The sequence below is a fragment of the Klebsiella sp. CN_Kp073 genome (genome assembly GCF_040065495.2).
Taxonomy (GTDB): Bacteria; Pseudomonadota; Gammaproteobacteria; order Enterobacterales; family Enterobacteriaceae; genus Klebsiella; species Klebsiella aerogenes.
The window spans coordinates 3,112,867-3,138,502 of the sequence record NZ_CM198051.1 but is presented as its reverse complement, the minus strand read 5'-3'; the positions used below and the strand labels follow the sequence as shown (position 1 = coordinate 3,138,502).

Annotated in this window: 17 protein-coding genes; 12 read left to right on the top strand and 5 right to left on the bottom strand. The window is 58.0% G+C overall.

Features of this window, described 5'->3' with window-relative positions; genetic code table 11:
• Nucleotides 1-18: 18 nt before the first annotated feature.
• Together ABLV66_RS15245 and ABLV66_RS15240 are read right to left on the bottom strand one after the other, a co-directional pair.
• Nucleotides 19-261: a DUF1883 domain-containing protein gene (locus ABLV66_RS15245; protein ID WP_015705086.1), complete on the bottom strand. Its 243-nt coding sequence runs from the start codon at nt 259-261 to the stop codon at nt 19-21.
• Between the two features lie 227 nt (nt 262-488).
• The gene (locus ABLV66_RS15240; protein ID WP_047046759.1) at nt 489-842 is read right to left on the bottom strand and encodes a DsrE/DsrF/TusD sulfur relay family protein; all 354 of its coding nucleotides are present in this window, start codon (nt 840-842) and stop codon (nt 489-491) included.
• A 66-nt stretch (nt 843-908) separates the two neighbouring features.
• On the opposite strand from ABLV66_RS15240, the gene nasR reads away from it, so the two are divergent.
• From nasR to ABLV66_RS15205, 7 genes are all read left to right on the top strand, one after another.
• A complete protein-coding gene (gene nasR, locus ABLV66_RS15235) occupies nt 909-2,105 on the top strand; it encodes a nitrate regulatory protein NasR (RefSeq protein ID WP_047046757.1) in 1,197 nt (398 codons plus the stop codon).
• Nucleotides 2,106-2,339: 234 nt separating this feature from the next.
• Nucleotides 2,340-3,596, top strand: a complete 1,257-nt coding sequence (locus ABLV66_RS15230; RefSeq protein WP_063414889.1) for a CmpA/NrtA family ABC transporter substrate-binding protein — start codon at nt 2,340-2,342, stop codon at nt 3,594-3,596.
• 1 nt (nt 3,597) lies between these two features.
• A complete protein-coding gene (gene ntrB, locus ABLV66_RS15225; protein ID WP_045361320.1) occupies nt 3,598-4,482 on the top strand; it encodes a nitrate ABC transporter permease in 885 nt (294 codons plus the stop codon).
• A 9-nt stretch (nt 4,483-4,491) separates the two neighbouring features.
• Nucleotides 4,492-5,280, top strand: coding sequence for an ABC transporter ATP-binding protein (locus ABLV66_RS15220; protein WP_047078765.1), 789 nt, complete (start codon nt 4,492-4,494; stop codon nt 5,278-5,280).
• Between the two features lie 6 nt (nt 5,281-5,286).
• Nucleotides 5,287-9,354, top strand: coding sequence for a nitrite reductase large subunit NirB (gene nirB, locus ABLV66_RS15215; RefSeq protein ID WP_348877139.1), 4,068 nt, complete (start codon nt 5,287-5,289; stop codon nt 9,352-9,354).
• The gene (locus tag ABLV66_RS15210) at nt 9,354-11,960 is read left to right on the top strand and encodes a nitrate reductase (RefSeq protein ID WP_348877138.1); all 2,607 of its coding nucleotides are present in this window, start codon (nt 9,354-9,356) and stop codon (nt 11,958-11,960) included. The genes nirB and ABLV66_RS15210 overlap by 1 nt, the downstream gene beginning before the upstream one ends.
• Before the next feature lie 131 nt (nt 11,961-12,091).
• Nucleotides 12,092-13,468, top strand: a complete 1,377-nt coding sequence (locus ABLV66_RS15205) for a YchO/YchP family invasin (RefSeq protein ID WP_047078767.1) — start codon at nt 12,092-12,094, stop codon at nt 13,466-13,468.
• Here the strand turns inward: ABLV66_RS15205 and narL are convergent.
• Together narL and narX are read right to left on the bottom strand one after the other, a co-directional pair.
• Nucleotides 13,465-14,115, bottom strand: a complete 651-nt coding sequence (gene narL, locus ABLV66_RS15200; RefSeq protein ID WP_045375156.1) for a two-component system response regulator NarL — start codon at nt 14,113-14,115, stop codon at nt 13,465-13,467. The genes ABLV66_RS15205 and narL overlap by 4 nt on opposite strands.
• A 10-nt stretch (nt 14,116-14,125) precedes the next feature.
• The gene (narX, locus tag ABLV66_RS15195) at nt 14,126-15,904 is read right to left on the bottom strand and encodes a nitrate/nitrite two-component system sensor histidine kinase NarX (protein ID WP_045393808.1); all 1,779 of its coding nucleotides are present in this window, start codon (nt 15,902-15,904) and stop codon (nt 14,126-14,128) included.
• A gap of 311 nt (nt 15,905-16,215) precedes the next feature.
• Here narX and ABLV66_RS15190 point away from each other — a divergent pair, with 311 nt between their 5' ends.
• The 5 genes from ABLV66_RS15190 (at nt 16,216) to narI (ending at nt 24,650) form a co-directional block, all read left to right on the top strand.
• On the top strand, nt 16,216-17,604 hold the full coding sequence (locus tag ABLV66_RS15190) for a NarK family nitrate/nitrite MFS transporter (RefSeq protein ID WP_045393811.1): 1,389 nt from the start codon (nt 16,216-16,218) through the stop codon (nt 17,602-17,604).
• A 386-nt stretch (nt 17,605-17,990) separates the two neighbouring features.
• Nucleotides 17,991-21,734 (top strand): nitrate reductase subunit alpha, encoded by a 3,744-nt coding sequence (locus ABLV66_RS15185; protein ID WP_047078768.1) that lies wholly within the window; start codon nt 17,991-17,993, stop codon nt 21,732-21,734.
• Nucleotides 21,731-23,266: a nitrate reductase subunit beta gene (gene narH / locus ABLV66_RS15180; protein ID WP_045393813.1), complete on the top strand. Its 1,536-nt coding sequence runs from the start codon at nt 21,731-21,733 to the stop codon at nt 23,264-23,266. Before ABLV66_RS15185 ends, narH begins: the two co-directional genes overlap by 4 nt.
• The gene (narJ, locus tag ABLV66_RS15175) at nt 23,263-23,973 is read left to right on the top strand and encodes a nitrate reductase molybdenum cofactor assembly chaperone (protein ID WP_348877137.1); all 711 of its coding nucleotides are present in this window, start codon (nt 23,263-23,265) and stop codon (nt 23,971-23,973) included. The genes narH and narJ overlap by 4 nt, the downstream gene beginning before the upstream one ends.
• Nucleotides 23,973-24,650, top strand: a complete 678-nt coding sequence (narI, locus tag ABLV66_RS15170) for a respiratory nitrate reductase subunit gamma (RefSeq protein WP_015367083.1) — start codon at nt 23,973-23,975, stop codon at nt 24,648-24,650. The genes narJ and narI overlap by 1 nt, the downstream gene beginning before the upstream one ends.
• On the opposite strand, the gene ABLV66_RS15165 is transcribed toward narI, so the two are convergent.
• Nucleotides 24,647-25,543: a DMT family transporter gene (locus ABLV66_RS15165; RefSeq protein ID WP_047046738.1), complete on the bottom strand. Its 897-nt coding sequence runs from the start codon at nt 25,541-25,543 to the stop codon at nt 24,647-24,649. The genes narI and ABLV66_RS15165 overlap by 4 nt on opposite strands.
• Nucleotides 25,544-25,636 lie beyond the last annotated feature (93 nt).

Sequence of the window (25,636 nt, the reverse complement as noted above, 5' to 3'; positions counted from 1 at the left end):
TCAGCCGGGCGTTGAGGTTCAGGCGGGAACGTAGCTAATGGAGTGCTCCAGCGACTGGCTATGGCTGTCGATCAGCACGTTCCAGGTACCGCTGTAGGGCACGGTGAGATAAGCGCTGTCCCTGTCCTGCACGCTAAAAATATCGGCGTGGCTGTCGCCGGCGGCCTTGGCGCTCATTAAGTGAATATGACAGCGCTCCGAACAGCGCACCACCAGCGTATCACCGCCGAATAACGTCAAACTTGCTTTTACCATTGCCATTTTCATACCCCGTTTCTGTCTCTGAATACATCAACCCGCGCGTGATATTGTTCACACTTTGCTCGTTGCATAACACCAAAGGGGGAGCGTGTGGATGATGATTTCGATCAACAAAATGAATAACGATTAAACAAAAATGACAATCTTCCTGAAAGCGTTCAGCTGGCGTACTTTTGCATCAGCAATAGCCACCAGCCTGACATTTAATCCTGTTAATGGCGATTAATTCAGAAGGTCAGCACTTTATCCGCCGCCAGCGTCCACTGCGCCAGCTCGACCAGGGTTCCCACTTCCACGCCATCTACTAATGGCAAATGGGTGATCCCGCGTCCGTCCGTGCAGGTTTTGCAGAGTTTTACCGGCACATTCTGCGCGGTGAGGATCTCCAGCATCTGCTGAATGTTATAGCCTTCCGCCGGTTTCTGTCCGCGCAGCCCGGCGGTCACCGCATCGGACATTAAAAACAGCTTCAGATCGAGGTCTGAATTTTGCTCGCGCAGGGCGATAGCCAGACGCAGGCTATTAAACAGGGATTCGCTGCCGTAGGCGGCGCCGTTGGCGACAATCACAATACGTTGCATAAAGACTCCTTTTATCAGGCACGGTTATTGCTTAGCTTTACCTAAAGACGTAATTCGGGAGGGGGTATGAATAATACGACCGGCATGACGCCTGAAGCAATCGGCTGGTTTCATTATGCGCGCCAACTACAAAAACAGCAGCTCCGCCAGCTAACGCAGCAAGGGACGCTGGCGAGCGAAATAAGTGGGTTGGTTCATATGCTGCAGTGCGAGCGCGGTGCCTCCAATATGTGGCTCTCTTCCGATGGCCGCTTGTATGACGCCGAGCGTCGGGCTGGCGGGGCGCTGGTGGACGCGCGCTTAAGCGCTTTTTATGCTGCGCTGCAACCGGCGCGGGAATCCGCCAGCAGCGCGCTGTGTTGGCGAATAGCCAGCGCGGTGTGGTATCTGGCGCAGCTTCCGGCGCTGCGGACGGCGGTGCAAGGCCGCGCGGTGGACGCTCAGGAGGCCACTCAGCGTTTTAGCCGTATTATTCGCCATATATTGAATATTGTGCCGCAGTTGAATGACAGCATTGACGATCCGCAGATCGCCGGGCGTATGGTCGCCCTGTACAGCTTTATGCAGGGTAAAGAGCTGGCGGGCCAGGAGCGCGCGCTGGGAGCGTTGGGCTTCGCGCGCGGCCAATTTAACGGCGAGCTCCGTCAGCTACTGGTTGACCGCATTGACGGTCAGCAGCCCTGTTTTGACAGCTTTCAGGCACTTTCCGGTCTGCCACGGACGCTTGAGCTGATGCAGGGTTGCGAAGCCGGGCGCGAGATAGAGCAACTGCGGCGCATCGCCTGTACCCGCCAGCCCTCGGCGGACGAAGGGGCCGCGGCGCACCGCTGGTTTAGTCTGCAAACTGAACGGATTGAGCAGATGCGCGGTCTGGAGGAGGCGTTGATTGCCGATCTGCTCAGCGCGACCCGGCAGTTGCTAGAACGTGGAGAAGACGATATGCCGCCGCTGCAATGGCCTGAAGAAGAGTGCGGCGATAGCCTGACTTTGCGCCTGGATAAGCAGCTTCTGCCGCTGGTCCGCCAGCAGGCGTGGGAACTTGAGCAACTTTCCGGCCAACTGGCTTCACTGAAAGCGACGCTTGAGGAGCGCAAGATTATTGATAAGGCGAAAGCGCTGCTGATAAGCCATCAAGGGATGCAAGAAGAACAAGCCTGGCAGGCGCTGCGTAAAATGGCGATGGATAAGAACCAGCGGATGGTTGAAATCGCTCGCGCGTTGCTGACGGTGAAAGCTCTGCTGCCGGACTCATCGTCAAATTGAATGCACAATCAGCGAGCAGGGTTGCCTGACGATGGTGCAATAGTTTACGCGGCGGAGCGGTAAAACGACGCCTGGCGGGCAATGATAAAGTGGCATCTGCTTTGCATTACTGAACTTGAGTGAATCAACAATTTGAGATAACGGGCCAACGGCGGTCTGAAGATCTCTGGATAAAGGCGTCCTGCGGTGCGAAAGCACTGCCGGGCGCTTTTTTTTGCGCGTTCTGGAGCGGCTATGGGCGATAAAGTTTTCATTTCACGACGGCGTTTTTTGCAGGTCGGGGCAGCGCTGAGCGGCGCTATGCTGCTGCCCGGCGTGATGCAGGCGGCGTGGGCGGCGGGTTCCGATAAACCGGAGTTGGCCACCGTGCGGGTCGGATTCATCCCGCTAACCGACTGCGCGCCGCTGGCGATTGCGGCATTGAAAGGATTCGATAAAAAGTATGGCATCAGCCTGCAGCCAAGTAAGGAGGCCAGTTGGGCGGCGGTGCGCGATAAGCTGGTTGCCGGCGAACTCGATGCGGCGCATATCCTCTACGGCATGCTGTATGGCCTTGAGCTTGGTATTGCCGGCAAACCGCAGCAGATGGCCAACCTGATGACCCTGAACCGCAACGGTCAGGCGATCACCCTCTCAAGTGACCTGCAGGCGCAAGGCGTTAGCGATAGTCATGGGCTCAAGCGGCTGATCGGCCAAAAAGCGCCGGGCAGCTACACCTTCGCCCACACCTTTCCTACCGGCACCCATGCGATGTGGCTCTATTACTGGCTGGCCAATGCCGGTATCGATCCTTTCGCCGATGTGCGCATGGTGGTCGTGCCGCCGCCGCAAATGGTAATGAACATGCGCATCGGCAATATGGTTGGCTTCTGCGTTGGCGAACCGTGGAACGCGCGTGCGATCAACGATCGCATTGGTTTTACGGCGGCAACCAGCCAGCAAATCTGGCCAGATCATCCAGAAAAAATTCTCGGCGCGCGCAGCGATTGGGTGGCGCGCTACCCAAATACCGCAAGGGCGCTGGTGGCGGCGCTGCTGGAGGCACAGCGCTGGATTGAAGCGTCTGCCGACAACACCCGCGAAACCGCGCGGATCCTCGCCAGACGCGCGTGGCTCAACACGAAAGAACAGTACCTTAGCGGTCGAATGCTTGGCGAATACGACAACGGCATCGGCAAACGCTGGCGCGACGATCACCCCATGCGCTTCTTCCAGCAGGGCGAAGCCAGTTATCCGTGGCTTTCAGACGGCATGTGGTTCTTAACCCAATTCCGCCGCTGGGGCCTGCTGAAAAGCGCGCCTGATTATCAGGCGGTAGCGCAGCGTATCAACCGCATCGACCTGTGGAAAGAGGCGGCGCAGGCCGTGGGCGGTATCACTGCGCCAACGCAAACGCTACGCAGCAGCACGCTGCTGGACGGCAAAGTGTGGAACGGCATCGACCCGGAAGGGTACGCCACCAGTTTCGCCATTCAACATAAGGGGACATGAGATGAAACCAGCCATTAACACGCAGCCGCGCGCGCAGACGTCAACCGCGCCGGGCGAAATCATTGTCCTGCCGCCGCTGCAGGTGCGCAAAGCTACACCGTTCGCCAGGCGCTGGCTTAATGCCGCGCTGCAGCGTCTGCTGCCACCGCTGCTGGGCCTGGGTCTGCTGCTGCTCGGCTGGCAGCTGGCGGCGATTGGTACGAAAGGCTTCCCGACGCCGCTGAGCACCCTGGATTCGGCGCTGACGCTGTTTTCCGACCCGTTCTACCGCGACGGACCGAACGATATGGGCATCGGCTGGAACGTGCTGGCTTCGCTGCAACGGGTTGCGGTGGGCTTTGGTTTGGCGGCGCTGGCCGGTATTCCGCTGGGCTTTCTTATCGGCCGCTCGCTGTTCTTTGCGCGAATGTTTAATCCGCTCATCGCGCTGCTGCGCCCGGTGAGTCCGCTGGCGTGGTTACCGATTGGCCTGCTGCTGTTCCAGAAGGCGGAACCGGCTTCCAGCTGGACCATTTTTATCTGCTCTATCTGGCCGATGGTCATTAACACCGCGGAAGGCGTCAGGCGTATCCCGCAGGACTATCTCAATGTGGCTCGCGTGCTGCAGCTGTCGGAATGGACGGTGATGCGCAAAATCCTCTTTCCGGCAGTGCTGCCCGCGGTATTAACCGGCGTGCGGCTATCGATAGGCATTGCCTGGCTGGTGATCGTCGCCGCCGAGATGCTGACCGGCGGGTTGGGTATCGGGTTTTGGATCTGGAATGAATGGAACAACCTCAATGTGGAAAACATCATCATCGCCATCGTCATTATCGGCGTTGTCGGCCTGCTGCTAGAACAGGGGCTCATATTGCTCGCCCGCCGCTTCAGCTGGCAGGAAAAATAAGGAGTCGCTATGAAACCATTAATTCAGGTACAGGCCGTCAGTCAACGCTTTAACACCGCCAGCGGCGAGTTCCTGGCGCTGCAAAACGTCTCTTTTGATATTCACGAAGGGGAAACCATTAGCCTGATTGGCCACTCCGGATGCGGAAAATCCACGCTATTGAACCTGATCGCCGGGATTACCCAGCCTACTGAGGGCGGACTGTTATGCGATAACCGTGAAATTTCCGGGCCGGGGCCTGAACGGGCTGTGGTGTTTCAGAACCATTCGCTGCTGCCATGGCTGAGCTGTTTTGACAACGTGGCGCTGGCGGTGGATCAGGTGTTTCGCCGCACCATGAGCAAGGCAGAGCGCCGGGAGTGGATCGAACACAATTTACAGCGAGTACAGATGGGGCACGCGCTGCACAAACGGCCGGGAGAGATCTCCGGCGGTATGAAGCAACGCGTTGGCATCGCGCGCGCGCTGGCGATGAAGCCAAAAGTGTTACTGCTTGATGAGCCTTTTGGCGCGCTGGACGCGCTCACCCGAGCCCATCTGCAGGACGCGGTAATGCACATCCAGCAGGAACTGAACACCACCATTGTCGTGATCACCCACGACGTCGATGAAGCGGTGCTGCTTTCCGACCGGGTGTTAATGATGACCAATGGCCCGGCCGCGACGATCGGCGAGATCCTTGACGTTAATCTGCCGCGTCCGCGTAGCCGGGTCCAACTGGCGGAAGATAACCGCTACCACCACCTGCGTCAGCAGATCCTCCATTTCCTCTACGAAAAGCAGCCGAAAGCGGCGTAAGGCGGAATGATGCGGCGACTGGTGATTATCGGCAACGGTATGGCGGCAACCCGGCTGGCTGAGAAGCTGGCGGCGCGCGCGCAGGGGCGTTTCATCATCACGCTAATCGGCGATGAACCACAGCCGGCCTACAACCGCATTCAGCTCTCGCCGGTACTCGGCGGGGAAAAAACGGCGGCGCAAATCCAACTGCTGCCGACGGAGTGGTACGCACAGCATGGTGTCCGCGTGCGGCTTGGCGAAGCGGTCAGCGAAGTGGATGTCGCGGGGCGGAGGCTGCGCGTCGGCGGCGACTGGCTGGGATGGGATGAACTGGTGTTCGCCACCGGATCGCAGCCATTTATCCCGTCGCTGCCGGGCATTGAGCGCCCGCAGGTATTCGCCTTTCGCACCCAGGCGGATGTCGAAGGCATCCTGGCAATCCCCGGCCCGGCGGTGGTAATCGGCGGTGGCGTACTGGGCGTGGAGGTCGCGGCGGCGCTGCGCCGTCACGGTGGGGAAGTGACGCTACTCCATCGCGGTAGCGGTTTGATGGAGCCGCTTACCGATGCTTTTGCCGCGGAACAGTTAAAACAACAGCTTGAGGCACGCGGCATCCACTGCGAGCTGGAGAGCCGAATTGCCGCTATTGACGAGCAGCATGTGCGGCTGGAGGACGGGCGCGCTTTTGCCGCCAGCCGGGTGGTGTTAGCCACCGGTGTACGGCCGGATATCCGTCTGGCGGCGCGCAGCGGCGTAGCCTGCCAGCGGGGGATTATCGTCGACCGCCGGATGGCGACCTCGCTGCCGGGGATCAGCGCTATCGGCGAGTGTTGTGAGATTGACGGCCAAACCTGGGGGCTGGTGGCTCCCTGCTTGCGCCAGGCCGATGTGTTAGTTGAACGCCTGTGCGGGGCTCCCGGCGAAGAATTCAGCTGGCAGGACGGCGGCACCCGGCTGAAGGTCTCCGGTATCGAGTTTTTTAGCGCCGGCGAACAGCGGGCCGGCGAGCAGGACCAGATCTACAGCAGTTGGGACCCCATCGATCGCCACTACCGTCGCCTGTTGGTCCGCGATGGCCGGCTGCACGGCGTGCTGCTGCTGGGCGACTGTCAGCATGCGGCGCCGCTTACCGCGCTGCTCGGCAGCGATAAGTCGCCTTCGGCGGAGTGGCTTTTTGACCCTTCTATAACGCAGCCGCGAGCTGCAGGAAAAATGACGATGACTAAACCTGTATTAGTGCTGGTCGGACACGGCATGGTCGGCCACCATTTTCTTGAGCAATGCGTGAGCCGGAACCTGCACCAGCAGTACCGTATCGTGGTTTTTGGCGAAGAGCGCTATGCCGCCTATGACCGGGTTCATCTCTCGGAATATTTCGCCGGGCGCAGCGCAGAGTCGCTATCGCTGGTAGAGGGAGACTTTTTTAGCCAGTACGGGATTGAGCTGCGGCTAGGAGAGACGATCGCGGAAATCGATCGTCCGGCGCGAATCGTGCGCGATGCCCACGGCCATGAAACCCATTGGGATAAGCTGGTGCTGGCGACCGGCTCCTATCCCTTTGTGCCGCCAATCCCCGGTAACGATGAAGAAGGCTGCTTCGTCTATCGTACGCTTGACGATCTTGACCGCATTGCCGACCGCGCCGCCACTGCGCAGAGCGGGGTGGTCATCGGAGGCGGGCTGTTGGGGCTGGAAGCCGCCAACGCGTTAAAACAGTTGGGGCTTAAGACCCATGTGGTGGAGTTCGCCGCCAACCTGATGGCGGTGCAGTTGGATAACGGCGGCGCGGCGATGCTACGGGAGAAAATTCTCGATCTGGAGGTTGGCGTGCATACCAGCAAAGCGACGACCTCGATAGTGCGCACCGCCGACGGGCTGCAGCTTAACTTTGCCGATGGCGGCACGCTGCAGACCGATATGGTGGTCTTTTCCGCCGGGATCCGCCCGCAGGATGCGCTGGCGCGCGGCGCAGGCCTGGCAATCGGCGAACGCGGCGGTATCGGTATCGATGACCACTGCCGGACCTCGGACGCAGATATATTGGCGATTGGCGAATGCGCGCTGTGGAACAACAAAATTTATGGCCTGGTGGCGCCGGGCTACCACATGGCGCGCACCGCAGCGGCGCAGTTGACTGGCGAAGCGGCCCGTTTTAGCGGCGCCGATATGAGCACCAAACTCAAACTGCTCGGCGTGGATGTGGCGTCGTTTGGCGATGCTCACGGACGTACAGCTGGTTGCCAGAGCTATCAATGGACCGATGGTCCGCGGCAGATCTACAAAAAGATCGTTGTCAGCGCTGATGGCAAAATGCTGCTGGGCGGCGTATTGGTGGGCGATGCCGGTGACTACGCGACGCTGTTGCAGATGATGCTGAACGGCATGGCGCTACCGTCTCGTCCGGAAAGTCTGATCCTCCCGGCCATGGATGGGGCCACGACGAAAGCGCTGGGGGTGTCGGCGCTGCCGGATAGCGCGCAGATTTGCTCTTGCCATAACGTCAGTAAGGGAGACATTTGCCAGGCGGTCAGCGCCGGAGCGGGCGATATGGCGGCAATCAAAAGCTGTACTAAAGCAGCGACCGGCTGCGGCGGCTGTAGCGCGCTGGTCAAACAGGTGATGGAACACCAGCTTGCCGGGCAGGGCGTCGAGGTTAAAAAAGATATCTGCGAGCATTTTCCGTGGTCGCGGCAGGAGATCTATCATCTGGTACGAGTTAACCACATCCATACCTTCGATCAGCTCATTAGCCGTTACGGGCAGGGCCACGGCTGTGAAGTGTGTAAACCGTTGGTGGCGTCGGTACTGGCCTCCTGCTGGAATGAGTATCTGCTGAAACCGGCGCATCTGCCGCTGCAGGACACCAACGATCGCTACTTCGCCAATATTCAGAAAGACGGCACTTACTCGGTGGTGCCGCGGATGGCCGCAGGCGAAGTGACACCGGATGGGCTTATCGCTATCGGCCATATCGCCAAACGTTACCAACTGTACAGTAAAGTGACAGGAGGGCAGCGTATCGACCTGTTTGGCGCGCGGTTGGAGCAACTGCCGGACATCTGGCGTGAACTGGCGGCGGCGGGATTTGAAACCGGACACGCCTACGGCAAATCATTACGCACGGTAAAATCCTGCGTCGGCTCGACCTGGTGCCGCTATGGGGTTCAGGATTCAACGGGGCTGGCGGTAAGGCTTGAACATCGTTACAAGGGGCTGCGCGCGCCGCACAAAATCAAAATGGCGGTCTCGGGCTGTACCCGCGAATGTGCCGAAGCGCAAGGTAAAGACATCGGGGTTATTGCGACTGAAAAGGGCTGGAATCTTTACGTCTGCGGCAACGGCGGGATGAAACCGCGCCATGCGGACCTCTTTGCGAGTGACCTTGATGACGCCACCCTAATTCGTACTGTCGATCGGTTGTTGATGTTTTATATTCGCACCGCCGACCGCCTGCAGCGCACCAGTAGCTGGATGGATAACCTTGAAGGCGGCGTGGCGTATCTACGCGAGGTGATCTTGCACGATAGTCTCGGTATCGGCGATGAGCTGGAGCAGGAGATGGCGCGGGTGGTGGATAGCTACCAGTGTGAATGGCAGACCACCCTGAACGACCCACAGAGGCTGGCGCTATTCCGTTCCTACGTTAACAGCGATGAGGCCGATGAGGCGGTGCAGCGGCAAATCCTGCGCGGTCAGCCGCAGCTGGTGGCGCCTCAAGGGCTTGGGCAACCGGCCCTGCCGTCGCGGCCGTGGCAGGCGATCTGCGACCTGGACGCGATTCCGCCGCAGGCGGGGATCGGCGCGCGCCTCGGCGAACGGCAGATTGCGCTGTTCCGCTTCGGCGAGCAAGTTTATGCGCTGGATAACCAGGAACCCGGCAGCGAGGCCAACGTGTTATCGCGCGGCATTTTAGGCGACGCGGGCGGCGAGCCGATCGTCATTTCGCCACTCTATAAACAGCGGATTCGCTTGCGAGACGGTCGCTTGTACGACAGCGGCGAGCCGTCGGTGCGCGCGTGGCCGGTGAAGATCGAACAGGGCAAAGTGTGGGTCGGCAACCAGGTATTACTGCTGCGCGCGGAGGCTAGCTGATGAGCGAAACCCGAACCACCTGTCCATACTGCGGCGTCGGTTGCGGAGTTATCGCCCGCGTTGAACCAGGCGGAACCGTCACGGTTCGCGGCGATGAAAACCACCCCGCTAACTTTGGTCGCTTGTGCGTAAAAGGGGCTGCGCTTGGGGAAACGACCTCGCTTACCGGGCGGTTATTACACCCTGAAGTCGATGGCCGGGCGGTCGGCTGGCCGCAGGCGCTGGCGGAGGCGGGTTCACGTCTGCGCGACATTATTGAGCGCTACGGCCCGCAGGCGGTCGCGTTTTACGCTTCCGGTCAGCTGTTAACTGAGGATTATTACGCCGCCAACAAGTTGATGAAGGGCTTTATCGGCGCCGCCAATATTGATACGAATTCGCGGTTATGTATGTCATCGGCGGTCACCGGCTATAAACGGGCGCTCGGCGCGGACGTCGTGCCGTGCAGCTATGAAGATGTCGAGCAAAGCGATCTGGTGGTGCTGGTGGGCTCCAACGCCGCCTGGGCGCATCCGGTTCTCTATCAGCGGTTGGCGCAGGCGAAACGCGATAATCCGCGGTTGCGGATCGTGGTGGTGGATCCGCGACGCACCGCGACCTGCGATATTGCCGACGATCATCTGGCCTTGGCGCCCGGTAGCGATGGCGGGCTATTTGTCGGCCTGCTTAATGCCATTGCCGCCAGCGGCGAAATGGCGGCGGGTTTTCGCGACCAGCGGCAGGCGCTGACTATCGCCGCGGAATGGAGCGTGGAAAAAGCGGCCGCATTCTGCGGCCTGGCGCCGGAGCAGGTGGCCCGCTTTTATCGTGATTTTATCGCTGCACCGCGCGCCATCACGCTGTACACCATGGGAATTAATCAGTCCGCCAGCGGCAGCGATAAGTGCAACGCGATTATCAATGTCCATCTTGCCAGCGGGAAATTTGCCCGCCGCGGCTGCGGGCCGTTTTCGCTGACCGGTCAACCAAACGCCATGGGCGGGCGTGAAGTGGGGGGACTGGCGACGATGCTGGCGGCGCATATGAATTTTGAGCCGCAGGACCTGCAGCGATTAGCGCGTTTTTGGGGCAGCGAGCGACTGGCGCAGACGCCGGGACTAACCGCCGTCGAACTATTCGCCGCGATTGGACGCGGTGAGGTCAAAGCGGTGTGGATTATGGGGACCAATCCGGTGGTCTCACTGCCCGATAGCCACGCGGTGAGTCAGGCGCTGTCCAGGTGTCCGCTGGTGATGGTCTCCGATGTCGCCGCCAATACTGATACGGGTCGCTTTGCCCATATCCGCTTTCCGGCGCTGGCATGGGGCGAAAAAAACGGTACCGTGACCAACTCGGAGCGGCGAATTTCGCGTCAACGGGCTTTTTTGCCGCCGCCGGGGGAGGCGAAAGCCGACTGGTGGATCATTTCCCGTCTCGCCGCCGAATTAGGTTATGCCCGGGCTTTTTCATGGCAACATCCGCATGAGGTGTTTTGTGAACACGCGGCGCTCTCAGGATTTGAAAATGACGGTCAGCGGGCGTTTGATATCGGGGGGCTGGCGGACCTCAGCCGGGAGTCGTGGGATGCCCTGGCGCCGGTGCGCTGGCCGGTGAGCCGCAGCGCCGCGCCCTGGCGGTTAACGGAGGGCTGGCACGTCGACGGCAGGTTGCGGATGGTGCCGGTGTCGCCGCAGCCGACCCGGGCGCAGACCGAGGCATTTTATCCATTGATCCTCAATAGCGGACGTATTCGCGATCAGTGGCATACCATGACCCGCACCGGCGACATACCGCGGTTGATGCAGCATATTGCCGAACCGGTCGTCGAGGTGGCACCTGCCGACGCTCGTCGTTTTGAATTACGAGAGGGAGAACTGGCTCGCGTCTGGTCGCCCCACGGCGTGATGATTGCGAAGGTGATAGTCAGCGAAGGGCAGCGCGGCGGTTCACTCTTTGTGCCGATGCACTGGAATAATCAGTTTGCCCGCCAGGGGCGGGTCAATAACTTACTGGCGGCGGTCACCGATCCGCATTCGGGGCAGCCGGAGAGCAAGCAGTCGGCGGTAGCGATAGCGCCGTGGCGGCCAGCGTGGCAAGGCGAGCTATTATCTCGCGAGCCCTTGCCGTTGCCTTCCTCGCTGCACTGGCGGCGGCGGGCGGCGGTAGAGCTCAGCCATTTGTCGCTAGCCGCGGACACCGGCCCGCAAAGCTGGCTGACCGAGTGGTGTCGCAAGCAGGGATGGCAGTTGCAAATTGCCGAGGGCGGTGGGCTGTGGAACCTACTGGCCTGGCACGACGGACAATTGATGCTCGGCTGCTGGAGCGATATTAAGCCGCCGCAAATCGATGCTGAATGGCTGTATACGGCGTTCCGGACGCCGCCGCAGACCGCCGGGCTACGCCATGCGCTGCTCAGCGGCCGTAAGGGCGGCGACAGCATGCCGCGTGGGCAGACTATTTGCAGTTGCTTTAGTATCGGTGAGCGGCAGATCGGCGAGGCTATTGCCGGCGGTTGCGTCAGCGTAGAGGCGCTTGGCGCGAAGCTCAAGTGCGGCACCAACTGTGGTTCCTGTATTCCGGAACTCAAAGCGCTGCTGGCGGCAAATCAAACCCGAACGCTGGTTTGATGATAGGGGAAAACAAACGCCAACCGGTTTCAGTTTATTCCTGGAATGGCCCACAGGGCTGCGGGGAAGGGCAAAAAACGATAAACTAACGTGATGTTGTTATTCCCCGTGAGCTTACGTTAATCCGTTTGATGCCTTTGCCGTACCGCTTAACCCCATCACTGACGCTTCTCCTGCTGCTGACAGGCACTCCCGCTTGGGCGCTGATTGCCAACGATAACAGTATGCCGCCGGAAACTACGCTGCCCGATTTAGGAATAGCGCCGCAGGTTGACGACGATGCCAAACATTTCGCCGAGATGGCAAAAAAATTCGGCGAAGCCAGCATGAGCGATAACGGACTGACCACCGGCGAGCAGGCGCGGATGTTCGCCATCAGCAAAATCGGCAATGAGTTCAGCCATCAGCTGGAAAACTGGCTGTCGCCGTGGGGTAATGCCAATATCGACCTGTTGGTGGATAAAGAGGGTAACTTCACCGGCAGCAAGGGTAGCTGGTTTGTGCCGCTGCAGGACAATGAGCGTTACCTCACCTGGAATCAATATTCGGTTACCCGGCGCGAGAACGATCTGGTGGGCAATATTGGGCTCGGTCAGCGCTGGCGTGTCGGTAGCTGGCTGTTGGGTTATAACTCGTTTTACGACAAAGTGCTCAGCGAGAGCCTGGCGCGCGGCAGCATCGGCGCGGAAGCCTGGGGCGAGTACTTGCGCTTATCGGCCAACTATTACCACCCACTCGGCGATTGGCAGTTGCGGGAAAATCAGACCCAGGAGCAGCGGATGGCCGTTGGCTATGACGTGACTGCCCAGGCGCGATTGCCGTTTTATCAGCACATTAATACCAGCGTCAGCGTTGAACAGTACTTCGGCGATAGCGTCGATCTGTTTCATTCCGGTACCGGATACCACAATCCGGTAGCGGTTTCGGTGGGACTGAATTACACCCCGGTACCGTTGGTGACGGTCACCGCAAAACACAAACAGGGTGAAAATGGCGTCAGCCAGAATAATGTCGGCCTGAAGCTGAATTATCGTTTTGGGGTACCGCTGAAACAGCAACTGGCGGCGGATGAAGTGGCTATCAGCAACTCGCTACGCGGCAGCCGATACGATAGCCCGGAACGCGATAATCTGCCGGTAGTGGAGTATCGCCAGCGTAAGAATCTGACGGTCTATCTGGCGACGCCGCCGTGGGATCTGCACTCCGGCGAAACGGTACAGCTGAAGCTGCAAATTAATAGCCTGCACGGTATTAAATCGCTGCACTGGCAGGGGGATACTCAGGCGCTAAGCCTGACGCCGCCGGTTAATGCCAACAGTGCGGATGGCTGGAGCATCATTATGCCGGTATGGAACAGCGAGCCGGGCGCGGTGAATCGCTGGCGTCTGTCGGTGGTGGTTGAAGACAAATCGGGTCAGCGCGTCTCGTCCAATGAGATCGCACTGGCGCTGACCGAGCCGCTGGTGACGTTTACGGCTCCCGACGTTTCCTGGATGGAATCGCCTTAGAAGATCCGTTCCTGGTGAACCCAGACGGCGGCTTCAACGCGTGATTTCAGCTTCATTTTCTTCAGCATATGCTTCACATGCACTTTAACCGTACTTTCGGTGATATCCAGGCGGCGGGCGATCATTTTGTTCGGCAGGCCCTGGGCAATCAGCTTCAGGATATCGCGCTCGCGCGGGGTCAGCTGGCTGATGTCGCGGTCGGACGTGGCGCGATTAGCGCGCAGGCTGGCGGCCAGTACCGGGGTTAACGCTTCGCTTAATACCATTTCGCCCGCAGCGGCCTGCTGCAGCGCTTTCAGCAAATCTTCCGGTTCCATATCTTTCAGCAGGTAGCCGTCGGCGCCGCGTTTCAGGGCGGTCACCACGTCCTCTTCATGATTGGAGACGCTGAATACGACCACGCGGCCGGAGAGCGATTTTTCCCGCAGCTTGTCAAGGGTTTCGAGGCCGTTCATCCCCGGCATATTAAGGTCCAGCAGAATAAGATCCGGATCCAGCGATTCCGCCAGTTCAATACCTTGTTCGCCATTGCTGGCTTCGCCGATAACCTGAATGTCCGGCGCCATGCTAATCAGTTGCTTAACGCCAGTGCGCAGCATGGGATGATCATCAATGAGAAGGATGGTTGCCCGTTCCTGTTGACTCATAGGGGTCTCCTTATTGGATTGAGAAGGCTTTTTCCGGGATAAATGTCACCACGACTTCGGTACCGCCGGTCTCCCGGCGGCGGACCTGACAGTCGCCGCGCAAGCTTTGCGCGCGATCCCGCATAATAATTAAACCGTAATGGTTACTTCGCTCCGCGTTTTCCGGTACGCCGCGGCCGTTATCGGCAACGACTAAACGTACCTGATTATCGCGTTGTGACACGGTCACGGTGACTTCCGTCGCGTTGGCGTGCTTCAACGCATTGCTTAACGCCTCGCGGGCGATCTGCAACAGGTGAATCGCCTGATGCGACGGGACAAATCGCGGCGGCAACTGGTAATCGAGTTGCACCGTGAAACCAAAATGGGCGCTGTACTCCTGACAGCTGGCCTCCAGCGCCGGACGCAGTCCTGCTTCGGTAAGCTGCAGACGGAAGGTGGTTAATAACTCCCTCAACTGCGCCCACGAAGTATTCAGTTCGTTGCGTATTTGCCCCAGCAGCAGGCGGCTTTCATCCGGCAGGCTGTCGCCCTGCATCTGCAGACAGCTGACCTGCATCTTCATGCACGAAAGCGACTGGGCGATTGAGTCATGCAGCTCGCGGGCAATGGTGGCGCGCTCTTCCATCACAATAAGCTGCTGCTGCTTCTCCTGATGGCGGTCCAGCGCGAGCGTGCTGGTCAGCTGTTCCACCAGCGTATCCACCAGTTGCTGTTGATCGTGGCTCAGATGGCGGCCAACCGGCAGCGTGGCCAGCAGGATGCCATACTGGTTATGCGCGTCCGATAGCCGCCATTTCAGCGTCGTACCGCCATCCGGCAGCGGGGGAAGATCGCGCGGACACAGATAACAGCCTTTATCATCGCATTCGATATCGGAGTGGCAGGCAAATTCCTGATGATTGTCTTCATCCTCGAGATCATATACCCGCACTTCAATATCACGCAGCAGCGTCAGCCCCTGCAGGCCATTCAACACCGGTGAAATGCGCTCGCACAGCGGGGCGCTGGAGTGTAGCCGACGGTTGGCCTGCCATAAAAAGGCCAGAATCTCGTTTTTCTGCTCGAGGCCGGCGGTCTTTTCCTGTACTCGCCGTTCAAGCACGGCGTAGCTTTCCGCCAGCTCTTCCGACATATTATTCAACGCCATACCGAGCGTCGCCATTTCGTTACGCCCGCTAATGTGCGCGCGCTGGGTAAAATCGCGCTGGCTGACCGCCCGCGCCATACCCAGTAACTGTTTCCATGGCCGTAGCAGACGCGCACGCAGCCAGATGATGGTAAAGATCAGCAGCACCGCCATGCCGATGGCGAGAATGCGATGGATCCAGACCACGCGCTCGATACGCTGTTCTGTCGTGTGGTCGAAAGCGGTAACCAACCGGTCAATACGGTCGACAAAATCGGCGACATCTTGCGCCACGTCGCTTTGCCTGACCGCCTGTTTCATGCCCGGTCCCAGCGACAACTGCCAATATTGCTGCAGCGCTTTCAGCTGTACTTCCTGGCCGTCACGACGCGCGGAGTATTGCAACTCCGGGCTAAATACGGTTGCAGTCATATCGTTAAACAACTTTTGATCGTTGTCCGTCAGCGGAATAGCCGCCAGCAGGCGATAGCTCTGCATACGCAGCGAGCCGGCCTTGTTAATGGCGTGGGCGCTGCCCTGCACCCCATGCACCAGGCGGGCGGATATCGCCATGCCGGCCACGCCGATGATGGTGGCGAGCAGTACGATTAACGCAAGCTGATTAACCAACGTCAGCGGCGTAAAAAGACGTTTTAACATGGAATGGGTGGCTCCTGATGGGTCATCTCTCCGGGAGTGGCGCTTATTCTCGGCTATCCCCTGGAGTATACCCATACCCCTAAGGTATTACTCCTTAATTGTCGGTGGTAGGCGCCGTGGTGGGAGGGATAACCAGAAACCCGGCAGTCGCGTGAAAAACCACACTTTTTCTCTCACAATTATCTACTCACTTCGGAGCATGATTTATTTTTGTACAAAATGGCCCGCGCTTTTCCTTTGATTTATATCAACTTACAGCCTTGAGCAACCCCTAAGGTAGCATCAGGAAATATGAATAATCAGAGGTATCTATGAGTCACTCTTCAATCCCGGAGAAGGCTAACAGCTCAGTCATCACCGACTGGCGTCCTGAAGATCCTGAGTTTTGGCAACAGCGCGGCCATCGTGTGGCGAGCCGTAATTTGTGGATCTCCGTTCCCTGCCTTTTACTGGCGTTCTGCGTCTGGATGTTGTTCAGCGCCGTCGCCGTGAACCTTAATAAAGTTGGCTTTCAGTTTACTACCGATCAGCTGTTTATGCTGACCGCCCTCCCGGCGCTTTCCGGCGCATTATTACGCGTACCTTATGCCTTTATGGTTCCGCTGTTCGGCGGCCGCCGCTGGACGGCGTTCAGTACCGGTATCATGATTATTCCGTGCGTATGGCTGGGCTTCGCGGTACAGGATACCTCCACGCCGTTTAGCGTGTTCGTGATTATCTCTCTGCTGTGCGGCTTTGCCGGCGCTAACTTTGCATCCAGCATGGCGAACATCAGCTTCTTCTTCCCGAAAGAGAAACAGGGCGGGGCGCTAGGGGTTAACGGCGGTCTGGGTAACATGGGCGTTAGCGTAATGCAGCTGGTTGCGCCGCTGGTGGTCTCGCTCTCTATCTTTGCCGTGTTCGGCGGTAGCGGTAGCGAGCAGCCGGATGGCTCGATGCTGTATCTGGAAAACGCCGCGTGGATCTGGGTGCCTTTCCTGATTATCTTTACCCTGGCCGCGTGGTTCTTTATGAACGACCTGTCGGCCTCAAAAGCGTCGCTGAGCGAACAGTTACCGGTACTTAAACGCCTGCATCTGTGGATCATGGCGCTGCTGTATCTCGCGACCTTCGGCTCTTTCATCGGTTTCTCCGCCGGGTTTGCGATGCTGTCAAAAACCCAGTTCCCGGACGTGCAGATCCTGCACTATGCCTTCTTCGGTCCGTTTATTGGCGCGCTGGCGCGCTCAATGGGCGGCGCGATTTCCGACCGACTCGGCGGGACCCGCGTGACGCTGGTCAACTTCGTGGTGATGGCTATTTTCTGCGCGTTACTGTTCCTGACTCTGCCGACCAATGGTCAGGGCGGCAACTTCATTGCCTTCTTCGCGGTATTTATGGTGCTGTTCCTGACCGCGGGATTGGGCAGCGCCTCCACCTTCCAGATGATTTCCGTTATCTTCCGTAAGCTTACGATGGATCGCGTCAAAGCGCAGGGCGGCAGTGAAGCGCAGGCGATGCGTGAAGCGGCGACGGATACCGCCGCGGCGCTGGGCTTTATTTCGGCGATTGGCGCGATCGGTGGTTTCTTTATTCCGAAAGCGTTCGGTATTTCGCTGGATCTGACCGGATCGCCGGCCGGAGCAATGAAAGTCTTCCTCGTGTTCTATATTGCCTGCGTGGTGATCACCTGGGCGGTATACGGCCGTAAACAGAAATAAGTCTTTTCTTAACGGTAAGTGACAGGGCGCGCCACAGGGTGCGCCTTTTTTATGAGTGGCTATTAGTTACAACATACTTTTGATCTGCGCAAGGTGGTTAAATTCAGGGAGATAACGCTGGTAAGCCATCTACCACTTAATACCTAAGCGTGGCATAAATCCCGGTTAACATTCTGTCATATTTAAAATAATCCTTATAAAACAAAGTGATAATCAATGAATATTGTTACTACTTTGGTGGTAATTGTGGTTTGAGGGCGGATTTATAAGGTATTTCGCATTGATCGTCATCAATTCTCCTCCTTCGGCATGGCGCTATTTTCGCTGCAAATCCAGCAATGTCGATTTATCAGAGAGCCGTCAGGCTCCATATCAGGAGAAACCCGATGAGTAAATTTCTGGACCGGTTTCGCTACTTCAAACAGAAGGGTGAAACCTTTGCCGATGGGCACGGCCAGCTTCTTAAAACCAACCGGGATTGGGAGGATGGATACCGCCAGCGTTGGCAGCATGACAAAATCGTGCGTTCCACTCACGGTGTGAACTGCACCGGCTCATGCAGCTGGAAAATTTATGTCAAAAATGGTCTGGTCACCTGGGAAACCCAGCAGACCGATTACCCGCGCACCCGCCCCGATCTGCCGAACCATGAGCCACGCGGCTGTCCGCGCGGCGCCAGCTACTCCTGGTATCTGTACAGCGCTAACCGCCTGAAATATCCGCTGATGCGTAAACGTCTGATGAAAATGTGGCGTGAAGCGAAAGTTCAGCATAGCGATCCGGTTGAGGCATGGGCTTCAATTATTGAAGATGCCGATAAAGCGAAAAGCTTTAAACAGGCCCGCGGCCGCGGCGGTTTTGTTCGTTCTTCATGGAAAGAAGTGAACGAACTGATTGCCGCCTCAAACGTTTACACCGTCAAAACTTATGGTCCAGACCGCGTGGCAGGCTTCTCGCCAATCCCGGCGATGTCGATGGTTTCCTACGCGTCCGGCGCCCGTTACCTGTCGCTGATTGGCGGTACCTGCCTGAGCTTCTACGACTGGTACTGTGACCTGCCGCCGGCCTCGCCGATGACCTGGGGCGAACAGACCGACGTGCCGGAATCTGCCGACTGGTATAACTCCAGCTATATCATCGCCTGGGGCTCCAACGTCCCGCAGACCCGTACCCCGGACGCGCACTTCTTTACCGAAGTTCGCTATAAAGGGACCAAAACCGTGGCAATTACTCCGGACTATGCCGAAATCGCCAAGCTCTGCGATCTGTGGCTGGCGCCGAAGCAGGGTACCGATGCCGCGATGGCGCTGGCGATGGGCCACGTCATGCTGCGTGAGTTCCACCTCGATAAACCGAGCCAGTACTTCACCGATTACGTACGTCGCTACACCGACATGCCGATGCTGGTTATGCTCGAAGAGCGCGATGGCTACTATGCCGCTGGCCGTATGTTGCGCGCTGCCGACCTGGTTGACTCCCTGGGCCAGGAGCAGAATCCGGAATGGAAAACCGTCGCCTTTGACGAGAAGGGCGAAATGACCGTACCTAACGGTTCTCTGGGCTTCCGCTGGGGCGACAAAGGCAAGTGGAACCTCGAGCAGCGCGATGGTAAAACCGGCGAAGAGATTGAACTGCGTCTGAGCCTGCTTGGCAGCCACGACGATATCGCCAACGTCGGCTTCCCATACTTTGGCGGTGAAGGTTCCGAGCATTTCAACAAAGTCGACCTCGAAAACATTCTGTTGCACAAACTGCCGGTGAAACGCCTGCAGATGGCCGACGGCTCCACCGCGCTGGTGACCACCGTTTATGACCTGACCATGGCTAACTATGGCCTGGAACGTGGGCTGAACGATGAAAACTGCGCGACCAGCTACGATAACGTCAAAGCGTACACTCCGGCCTGGGCTGAAAAAATTACCGGCGTATCCCGCGCGCACATCATCCGTACCGCCCGCGAATTTGCCGATAACGCCGATAAGACCCACGGCCGTTCGATGATTATCGTCGGCGCGGGCCTGAACCACTGGTTCCATCTGGACATGAACTACCGCGGACTGATCAACATGCTGATCTTCTGCGGCTGCGTTGGCCAGAGCGGCGGCGGTTGGGCGCACTACGTTGGTCAGGAAAAACTGCGTCCGCAGACTGGCTGGCAGCCGCTGGCGTTCGCCCTTGACTGGCAGCGTCCGGCACGCCACATGAACAGTACATCGTACTTCTATAACCACTCCAGCCAGTGGCGCTATGAAACGGTCACCGCGCAGGAACTGCTGTCGCCGATGGCGGATAAATCCCGCTACAGCGGACATCTGATCGACTTCAACGTGCGCGCTGAGCGTATGGGCTGGCTGCCGTCGGCGCCACAGCTGGGCGTGAACCCGCTGCGTATTGCTGACGAAGCGAAGAAAGCCGGCATGACGCCGGTCGATTACACCGTGAAATCGCTGAAAGAGGGGGCTATTCGCTTTGCGGCCGAACAGCCGGAGAACGGTAAAAACCATCCGCGTAACCTGTTTATCTGGCGTTCCAACCTGCTGGGTTCCTCCGGTAAAGGTCATGAATACATGCTCAAGTACCTGCTGGGTACCGAGAATGGCATTCAGGGCAAAGACCTTGGCAAGCAGGGCGGCGTGAAGCCGGAAGAAGTCGAGTGGCGGGATAACGGCCTCGACGGCAAACTGGATCTGGTCGTCACGCTCGACTTCCGTCTGTCGAGCACCTGTCTCTATTCCGACATCGTACTGCCGACCGCAACCTGGTACGAAAAAGACGACATGAATACTTCGGATATGCATCCGTTTATTCACCCGCTGTCGGCCGCCGTTGACCCGGCCTGGGAATCGAAGAGCGACTGGGATATCTATAAAGGTATCGCTAAGAAATTCTCTGAAGTGTGCGTGGGTCACCTCGGAAAAGAAACTGACGTAGTGACGCTGCCGATTCAGCACGATTCCGCCGCGGAAATGGCGCAGCCGTTTGACGTTAAAGACTGGAAAAAAGGCGAATGTGACCTGATTCCAGGGAAAACCGCGCCGCATATTATTCCGGTCGAGCGCGATTATCCGGCGACCTACGAGCGCTTCACCTCTATCGGCCCGCTGCTGGAAACCATCGGCAACGGCGGTAAAGGGATCGCCTGGAATACCCAGAGCGAGATGGATCTGCTGCGTAAGCTCAACTACACCAAGGCGGAAGGCCCGGCGAAAGGCCAGCCGAAGCTGGAGACCGCTATCGACGCCGCTGAAATGATCCTCACTCTGGCGCCGGAAACCAACGGTCAGGTGGCCGTGAAGGCGTGGAAAGCGCTGAGCGAATTTACCGGCCGCGAGCATGCGCACCTGGCGCTGAATAAAGAAGACGAGAAGATCCGCTTCCGCGATATTCAGGCGCAGCCGCGTAAGATCATCTCCAGCCCGACCTGGTCTGGCCTGGAAGACGAACATGTCTCCTATAACGCTGGCTATACCAACGTTCACGAGCTCATCCCTTGGCGTACGCTGTCCGGCCGTCAGTCGCTGTATCAGGATCACCAGTGGATGCGCGACTTTGGCGAAAGCCTGCTGGTCTATCGTCCGCCGATCGACACCCGTTCGGTGAAAGCGGTGATGGGCGAGAAGTCCAACGGCAATCCAGAGAAGGCCCTTAACTTCCTGACGCCGCACCAGAAGTGGGGGATTCACTCCACTTACAGCGATAACCTGCTGATGCTGACCCTGTCGCGCGGCGGGCCGATCGTCTGGATGAGCGAAGCGGATGCGAAAGATCTCGGTATCGAAGATAACGACTGGATCGAAGTATTTAACGCCAACGGAGCCCTGACGGCGCGTGCGGTAGTGAGCCAGCGCGTACCGGCCGGAATGACCATGATGTATCACGCGCAGGAACGTATCGTGAACCTGCCAGGCTCTGAAGTTACCGGTCAGCGCGGCGGGATCCACAACTCGGTCACCCGTATTACGCCAAAACCGACCCATATGATCGGCGGCTACGGCCACCTGGCATACGGCTTTAACTACTATGGCACCGTCGGTTCCAACCGCGATGAGTTTGTTGTGGTACGTAAGATGAAGAACATTAACTGGTTAGACGGCGAAGGTAATGACCAGGTACAGGAGAGCGTAAAATGAAAATTCGTTCACAAGTCGGCATGGTGCTGAATCTCGATAAATGCATCGGCTGCCACACCTGCTCCGTAACCTGCAAAAATGTCTGGACCAGTCGTGAAGGGATGGAGTACGCCTGGTTCAACAACGTAGAAAGTAAGCCAGGCGTCGGTTTCCCCAACGACTGGGAAAACCAGGAAAAATGGAAAGGCGGCTGGATCCGCAAAATCAACGGTAAGCTGCAGCCGCGCATGGGCAACCGCGCGATGCTGCTGGGTAAAATCTTCGCCAACCCGCATCTGCCGGGGATCGATGATTACTACGAGCCGTTTGATTACGACTACCAGAATCTGCATAACGCGCCGGAAAGTAAACATCAGCCGATCGCCCGTCCGCGCTCGCTGATTACCGGCCAGCGGATGGACAAAATTACCAGCGGCCCGAACTGGGAAGAGATCCTCGGCGGCGAGTTTGAAAAACGCGCCAAAGACCAGAACTTCGAAAACATGCAGAAGGCGATGTACGGCCAGTTCGAAAACACCTTCATGATGTATCTGCCGCGCTTGTGCGAGCACTGCCTGAACCCGGCGTGCGTCGCGACCTGCCCGAGCGGCGCCATCTATAAGCGTGAAGAGGACGGTATCGTCCTGATCGACCAGGATAAGTGCCGCGGCTGGCGGATGTGTATCACCGGCTGCCCGTACAAGAAGATCTACTTCAACTGGAAGAGCGGGAAATCCGAGAAATGCATCTTCTGCTACCCGCGTATTGAATCCGGGATGCCGACGGTGTGTTCCGAAACCTGTGTGGGCCGTATCCGCTACCTTGGCGTACTGCTGTATGACGCGGACGCAATTGAAAACGCCGCCAGCACCGAGAACGAGAAAGATCTGTATCAGCGCCAGCTGGACGTCTTCCTCGATCCAAACGATCCAAAAGTGATTGAGCAGGCGCTAAAAGATGGCGTACCGCAGGGCGTAATTGAAGCCGCGCAGCAGTCTCCGGTATACAAAATGGCGATGGACTGGAAGCTGGCGCTGCCGCTGCACCCGGAATATCGTACCCTGCCAATGGTCTGGTACGTGCCGCCTCTGTCGCCGATTCAGTCCGCCGCCGATGCGGGTGAACTGGGTAGTAACGGGATCCTGCCTGACGTAGAAAGCCTGCGAATTCCGGTCCAGTATCTGGCGAATCTGCTAACCGCGGGCGATACCCAGCCGGTACTGCTGGCGCTGAAACGTATGCTGGCGATGCGCCACTTCAAACGAGCGGAAACCGTCGACGGCGTCGTCGATACCCGCGCGCTGGAAGAGGTGGGGCTGAGCGAAGCGCAGGCGCAGGAAATGTATCGCTATCTGGCCATCGCCAACTACGAAGATCGTTTCGTGGTACCGAGCAGCCATCGCGAACAGGCCCGCGATGCCTTCCCGGAGAAGAGCGGTTGCGGCTTTACCTTCGGCGATGGTTGTCACGGTTCTGACAGCGAATTCAACCTGTTCAACAGCCGTCGCATCGACGCCATTGACGTTACCAGCAAAACGGAGCCGCACTCATGATTGAACTCGTGATTATGTCGCGTCTGCTCGAATACCCTGACGCTGCCTTGTGGCAGCATCAGCAGGAGATGTTCGAGGCTCTCGCGTCATCGGAAAAACTCGCCAAAGAAGATGCCCATGCGCTGGGCGTTTTCCTGCGCGATTTGGTGGCTCAGGATCCGCTGGACGCCCAGTCGGCGTACAGCGAGCTGTTCGACCGCGGCCGCGCCACCTCGCTGCTGCTATTTGAACATGTTCACGGCGAATCCCGCGATCGCGGGCAGGCGATGGTCGACCTGATGGCGCAGTACGAGCGCCATGGTCTACTGCTTGATAGCCATGAGCTGCCGGATCACCTACCGCTGTATCTGGAGTATCTGGCGCAGTTGCCGGAAGAGGAAGCGCTTGGCGGCCTGCGGGACGTTGCGCCGATCCTCGGCCTGCTCAGCGCGCGTCTGCAACAGCGCGAAAGCCGCTATGCGGTGCTGTTCGAGCTGCTGTTGAAGCTGGCCAATACTCAGGTCGATAGCCAGAAAGTGGCGGAGAAGATCGCCGACGAGGCCCGCGACGATACGCCGCAGGCGCTGGATGCCGTCTGGGAAGAAGAGCAGGTCAAATTCTTTGCCGACCAGGGCTGCGGCGAGTCGGAGATTTCCGCTCACCAGCGTCGTTTTGCCGGAGCCGTGGCCCCGCAATATTTGAATATCTCTAACGGAGGACAGCACTAATGCACTTCCTGAATATGTTCTTCTTTGACATTTATCCGTACATTGCGGGTTCGGTGTTCCTTATTGGCAGCTGGCTGCGCTACGACTACGGTCAGTACACCTGGCGCGCCGCCTCCAGTCAGATGCTGGATCGTAAAGGGATGAACCTGGCGTCAAACCTGTTCCATATCGGGATCCTGGGTATTTTCGCCGGCCATTTCCTCGGCATGCTGACTCCGCACTGGATGTATGAATCCTTCCTGCCGATCGACGTGAAGCAGAAAATGGCGATGTTCGCCGGCGGCGCGTGCGGCGTGATGACGTTGGTGGGCGGTTTACTGCTGCTTAAGCGCCGTCTGCTGAGCCCACGCGTTCGCGCTACCACCACGACAGCGGATATTCTGATCCTCTCGTTACTGATGGTGCAATGCGCGCTGGGACTGCTGACCATTCCATTCTCCGCCCAGCATATGGACGGTAGCGAAATGATGAAACTGGTCGGCTGGGCGCAGTCGGTGGTGACCTTCCACGGCGGCGCTTCGCAGCATCTTGATGGCGTGGCGTTTGTCTTCCGCGTGCACCTGGTGCTGGGGATGACGCTGTTCCTGTTGTTCCCGTTCTCACGTCTGGTTCATATCTGGAGCGCGCCGGTCGAATACCTGACGCGCAAATACCAGATTGTACGCGCACGTCGCTAGTTCATCCGCGACGGCTGACTCACCCCGCCATGGCGGGGTTTTTTTTCGCCCCAACCAAGGTTGTTGCCCGCAGCGGCAAGCAAAATCAGCACCCCTCCTGCCAACTGCAGCGGCGCCAGCGCATGATGGAAAACCAGATAGTCCACCAGAATAGCCACCAGCGGATAGATAAACGACAGCGAACCGGTGACCGGCGTCGGTAGCTTTTGAATCGCACTATATAAAAGCTGGTACATAATCCCGGTATGGACAACGCCGAGGATCAGCAGATAGCGCCAGGGGAAGTGGCTGTTAAACTCAGGAGCATGAACCAGCGGCAAAAGCATTACCGTGCCGACGATAACCTGAATAAAAGCGATATGCTGCGCCGGGAGCGGCTGCAGTTTGCGGGCAATAATAGCGGTCAGGGCATAAAAAAATGCCGCGCCTAATGCCAGGATAATACCGGTGACGAGATTATCGCTGTGGGCGGGAGTCAGCTCGCTCGACAGCAGAATCACCACGCCGGTAAAGGCCAGGAGTAACCATGCCCATTTTACCGCGCTTACCTTTTCACCCAGCATCATGCTCAGTAATACCAGCATAAAAGGCTGGGTATTGTAGACCACGGTGGCCATCCCAATAGAAACGCGTGAGTAGGCGGCAAAAAGCAGCAGCCAGTTAATGACCAGCGCGACGCCGCCAAGGATTGCCAGCGCCAGGGTGAGACGCGTCAGGCGGCTGAAGGGCTGTCGGCTTAACAAAATAAACAGCAATAATGTGACTGCGCCGATAAGACAGCGCCAGAAAACCACGTCGATTACCGGCAACCCTGAGAGCAGCACGAACGCGCCAATCGAGCCGGAAATTATCATCGCCAGACTCATTTGCCAGACTCCACGAGAAAGCTGCATATTTCACCTCCAGAAGTTTTCCATTATTGTCGTGAAAAGCCTGACAGCTTGATATATCTGAATTAAGGTAAAAACAGATAAATACCTTTATTA

Coding starts and splice junctions, on each gene's coding strand:
- ABLV66_RS15185 (WP_047078768.1), top strand. CDS start 17,991: ATGAGTAAATTTCTGGACCGGTTTCGCTACTTCAAACAGAAGGGTGAA.
- ABLV66_RS15245 (WP_015705086.1), bottom strand. CDS start 261: ATGGCAATGGTAAAAGCAAGTTTGACGTTATTCGGCGGTGATACGCTG.
- narH (WP_045393813.1), top strand. CDS start 21,731: ATGAAAATTCGTTCACAAGTCGGCATGGTGCTGAATCTCGATAAATGC.
- ABLV66_RS15230 (WP_063414889.1), top strand. CDS start 2,340: ATGGGCGATAAAGTTTTCATTTCACGACGGCGTTTTTTGCAGGTCGGG.
- narJ (WP_348877137.1), top strand. CDS start 23,263: ATGATTGAACTCGTGATTATGTCGCGTCTGCTCGAATACCCTGACGCT.
- ABLV66_RS15190 (WP_045393811.1), top strand. CDS start 16,216: ATGAGTCACTCTTCAATCCCGGAGAAGGCTAACAGCTCAGTCATCACC.
- ABLV66_RS15240 (WP_047046759.1), bottom strand. CDS start 842: ATGCAACGTATTGTGATTGTCGCCAACGGCGCCGCCTACGGCAGCGAA.
- narX (WP_045393808.1), bottom strand. CDS start 15,904: ATGTTAAAACGTCTTTTTACGCCGCTGACGTTGGTTAATCAGCTTGCG.
- ABLV66_RS15220 (WP_047078765.1), top strand. CDS start 4,492: ATGAAACCATTAATTCAGGTACAGGCCGTCAGTCAACGCTTTAACACC.
- ABLV66_RS15210 (WP_348877138.1), top strand. CDS start 9,354: ATGAGCGAAACCCGAACCACCTGTCCATACTGCGGCGTCGGTTGCGGA.
- ABLV66_RS15205 (WP_047078767.1), top strand. CDS start 12,092: ATGCCTTTGCCGTACCGCTTAACCCCATCACTGACGCTTCTCCTGCTG.
- narL (WP_045375156.1), bottom strand. CDS start 14,115: ATGAGTCAACAGGAACGGGCAACCATCCTTCTCATTGATGATCATCCC.
- nirB (WP_348877139.1), top strand. CDS start 5,287: ATGATGCGGCGACTGGTGATTATCGGCAACGGTATGGCGGCAACCCGG.
- ntrB (WP_045361320.1), top strand. CDS start 3,598: ATGAAACCAGCCATTAACACGCAGCCGCGCGCGCAGACGTCAACCGCG.
- ABLV66_RS15165 (WP_047046738.1), bottom strand. CDS start 25,543: ATGCAGCTTTCTCGTGGAGTCTGGCAAATGAGTCTGGCGATGATAATT.
- narI (WP_015367083.1), top strand. CDS start 23,973: ATGCACTTCCTGAATATGTTCTTCTTTGACATTTATCCGTACATTGCG.
- nasR (WP_047046757.1), top strand. CDS start 909: ATGAATAATACGACCGGCATGACGCCTGAAGCAATCGGCTGGTTTCAT.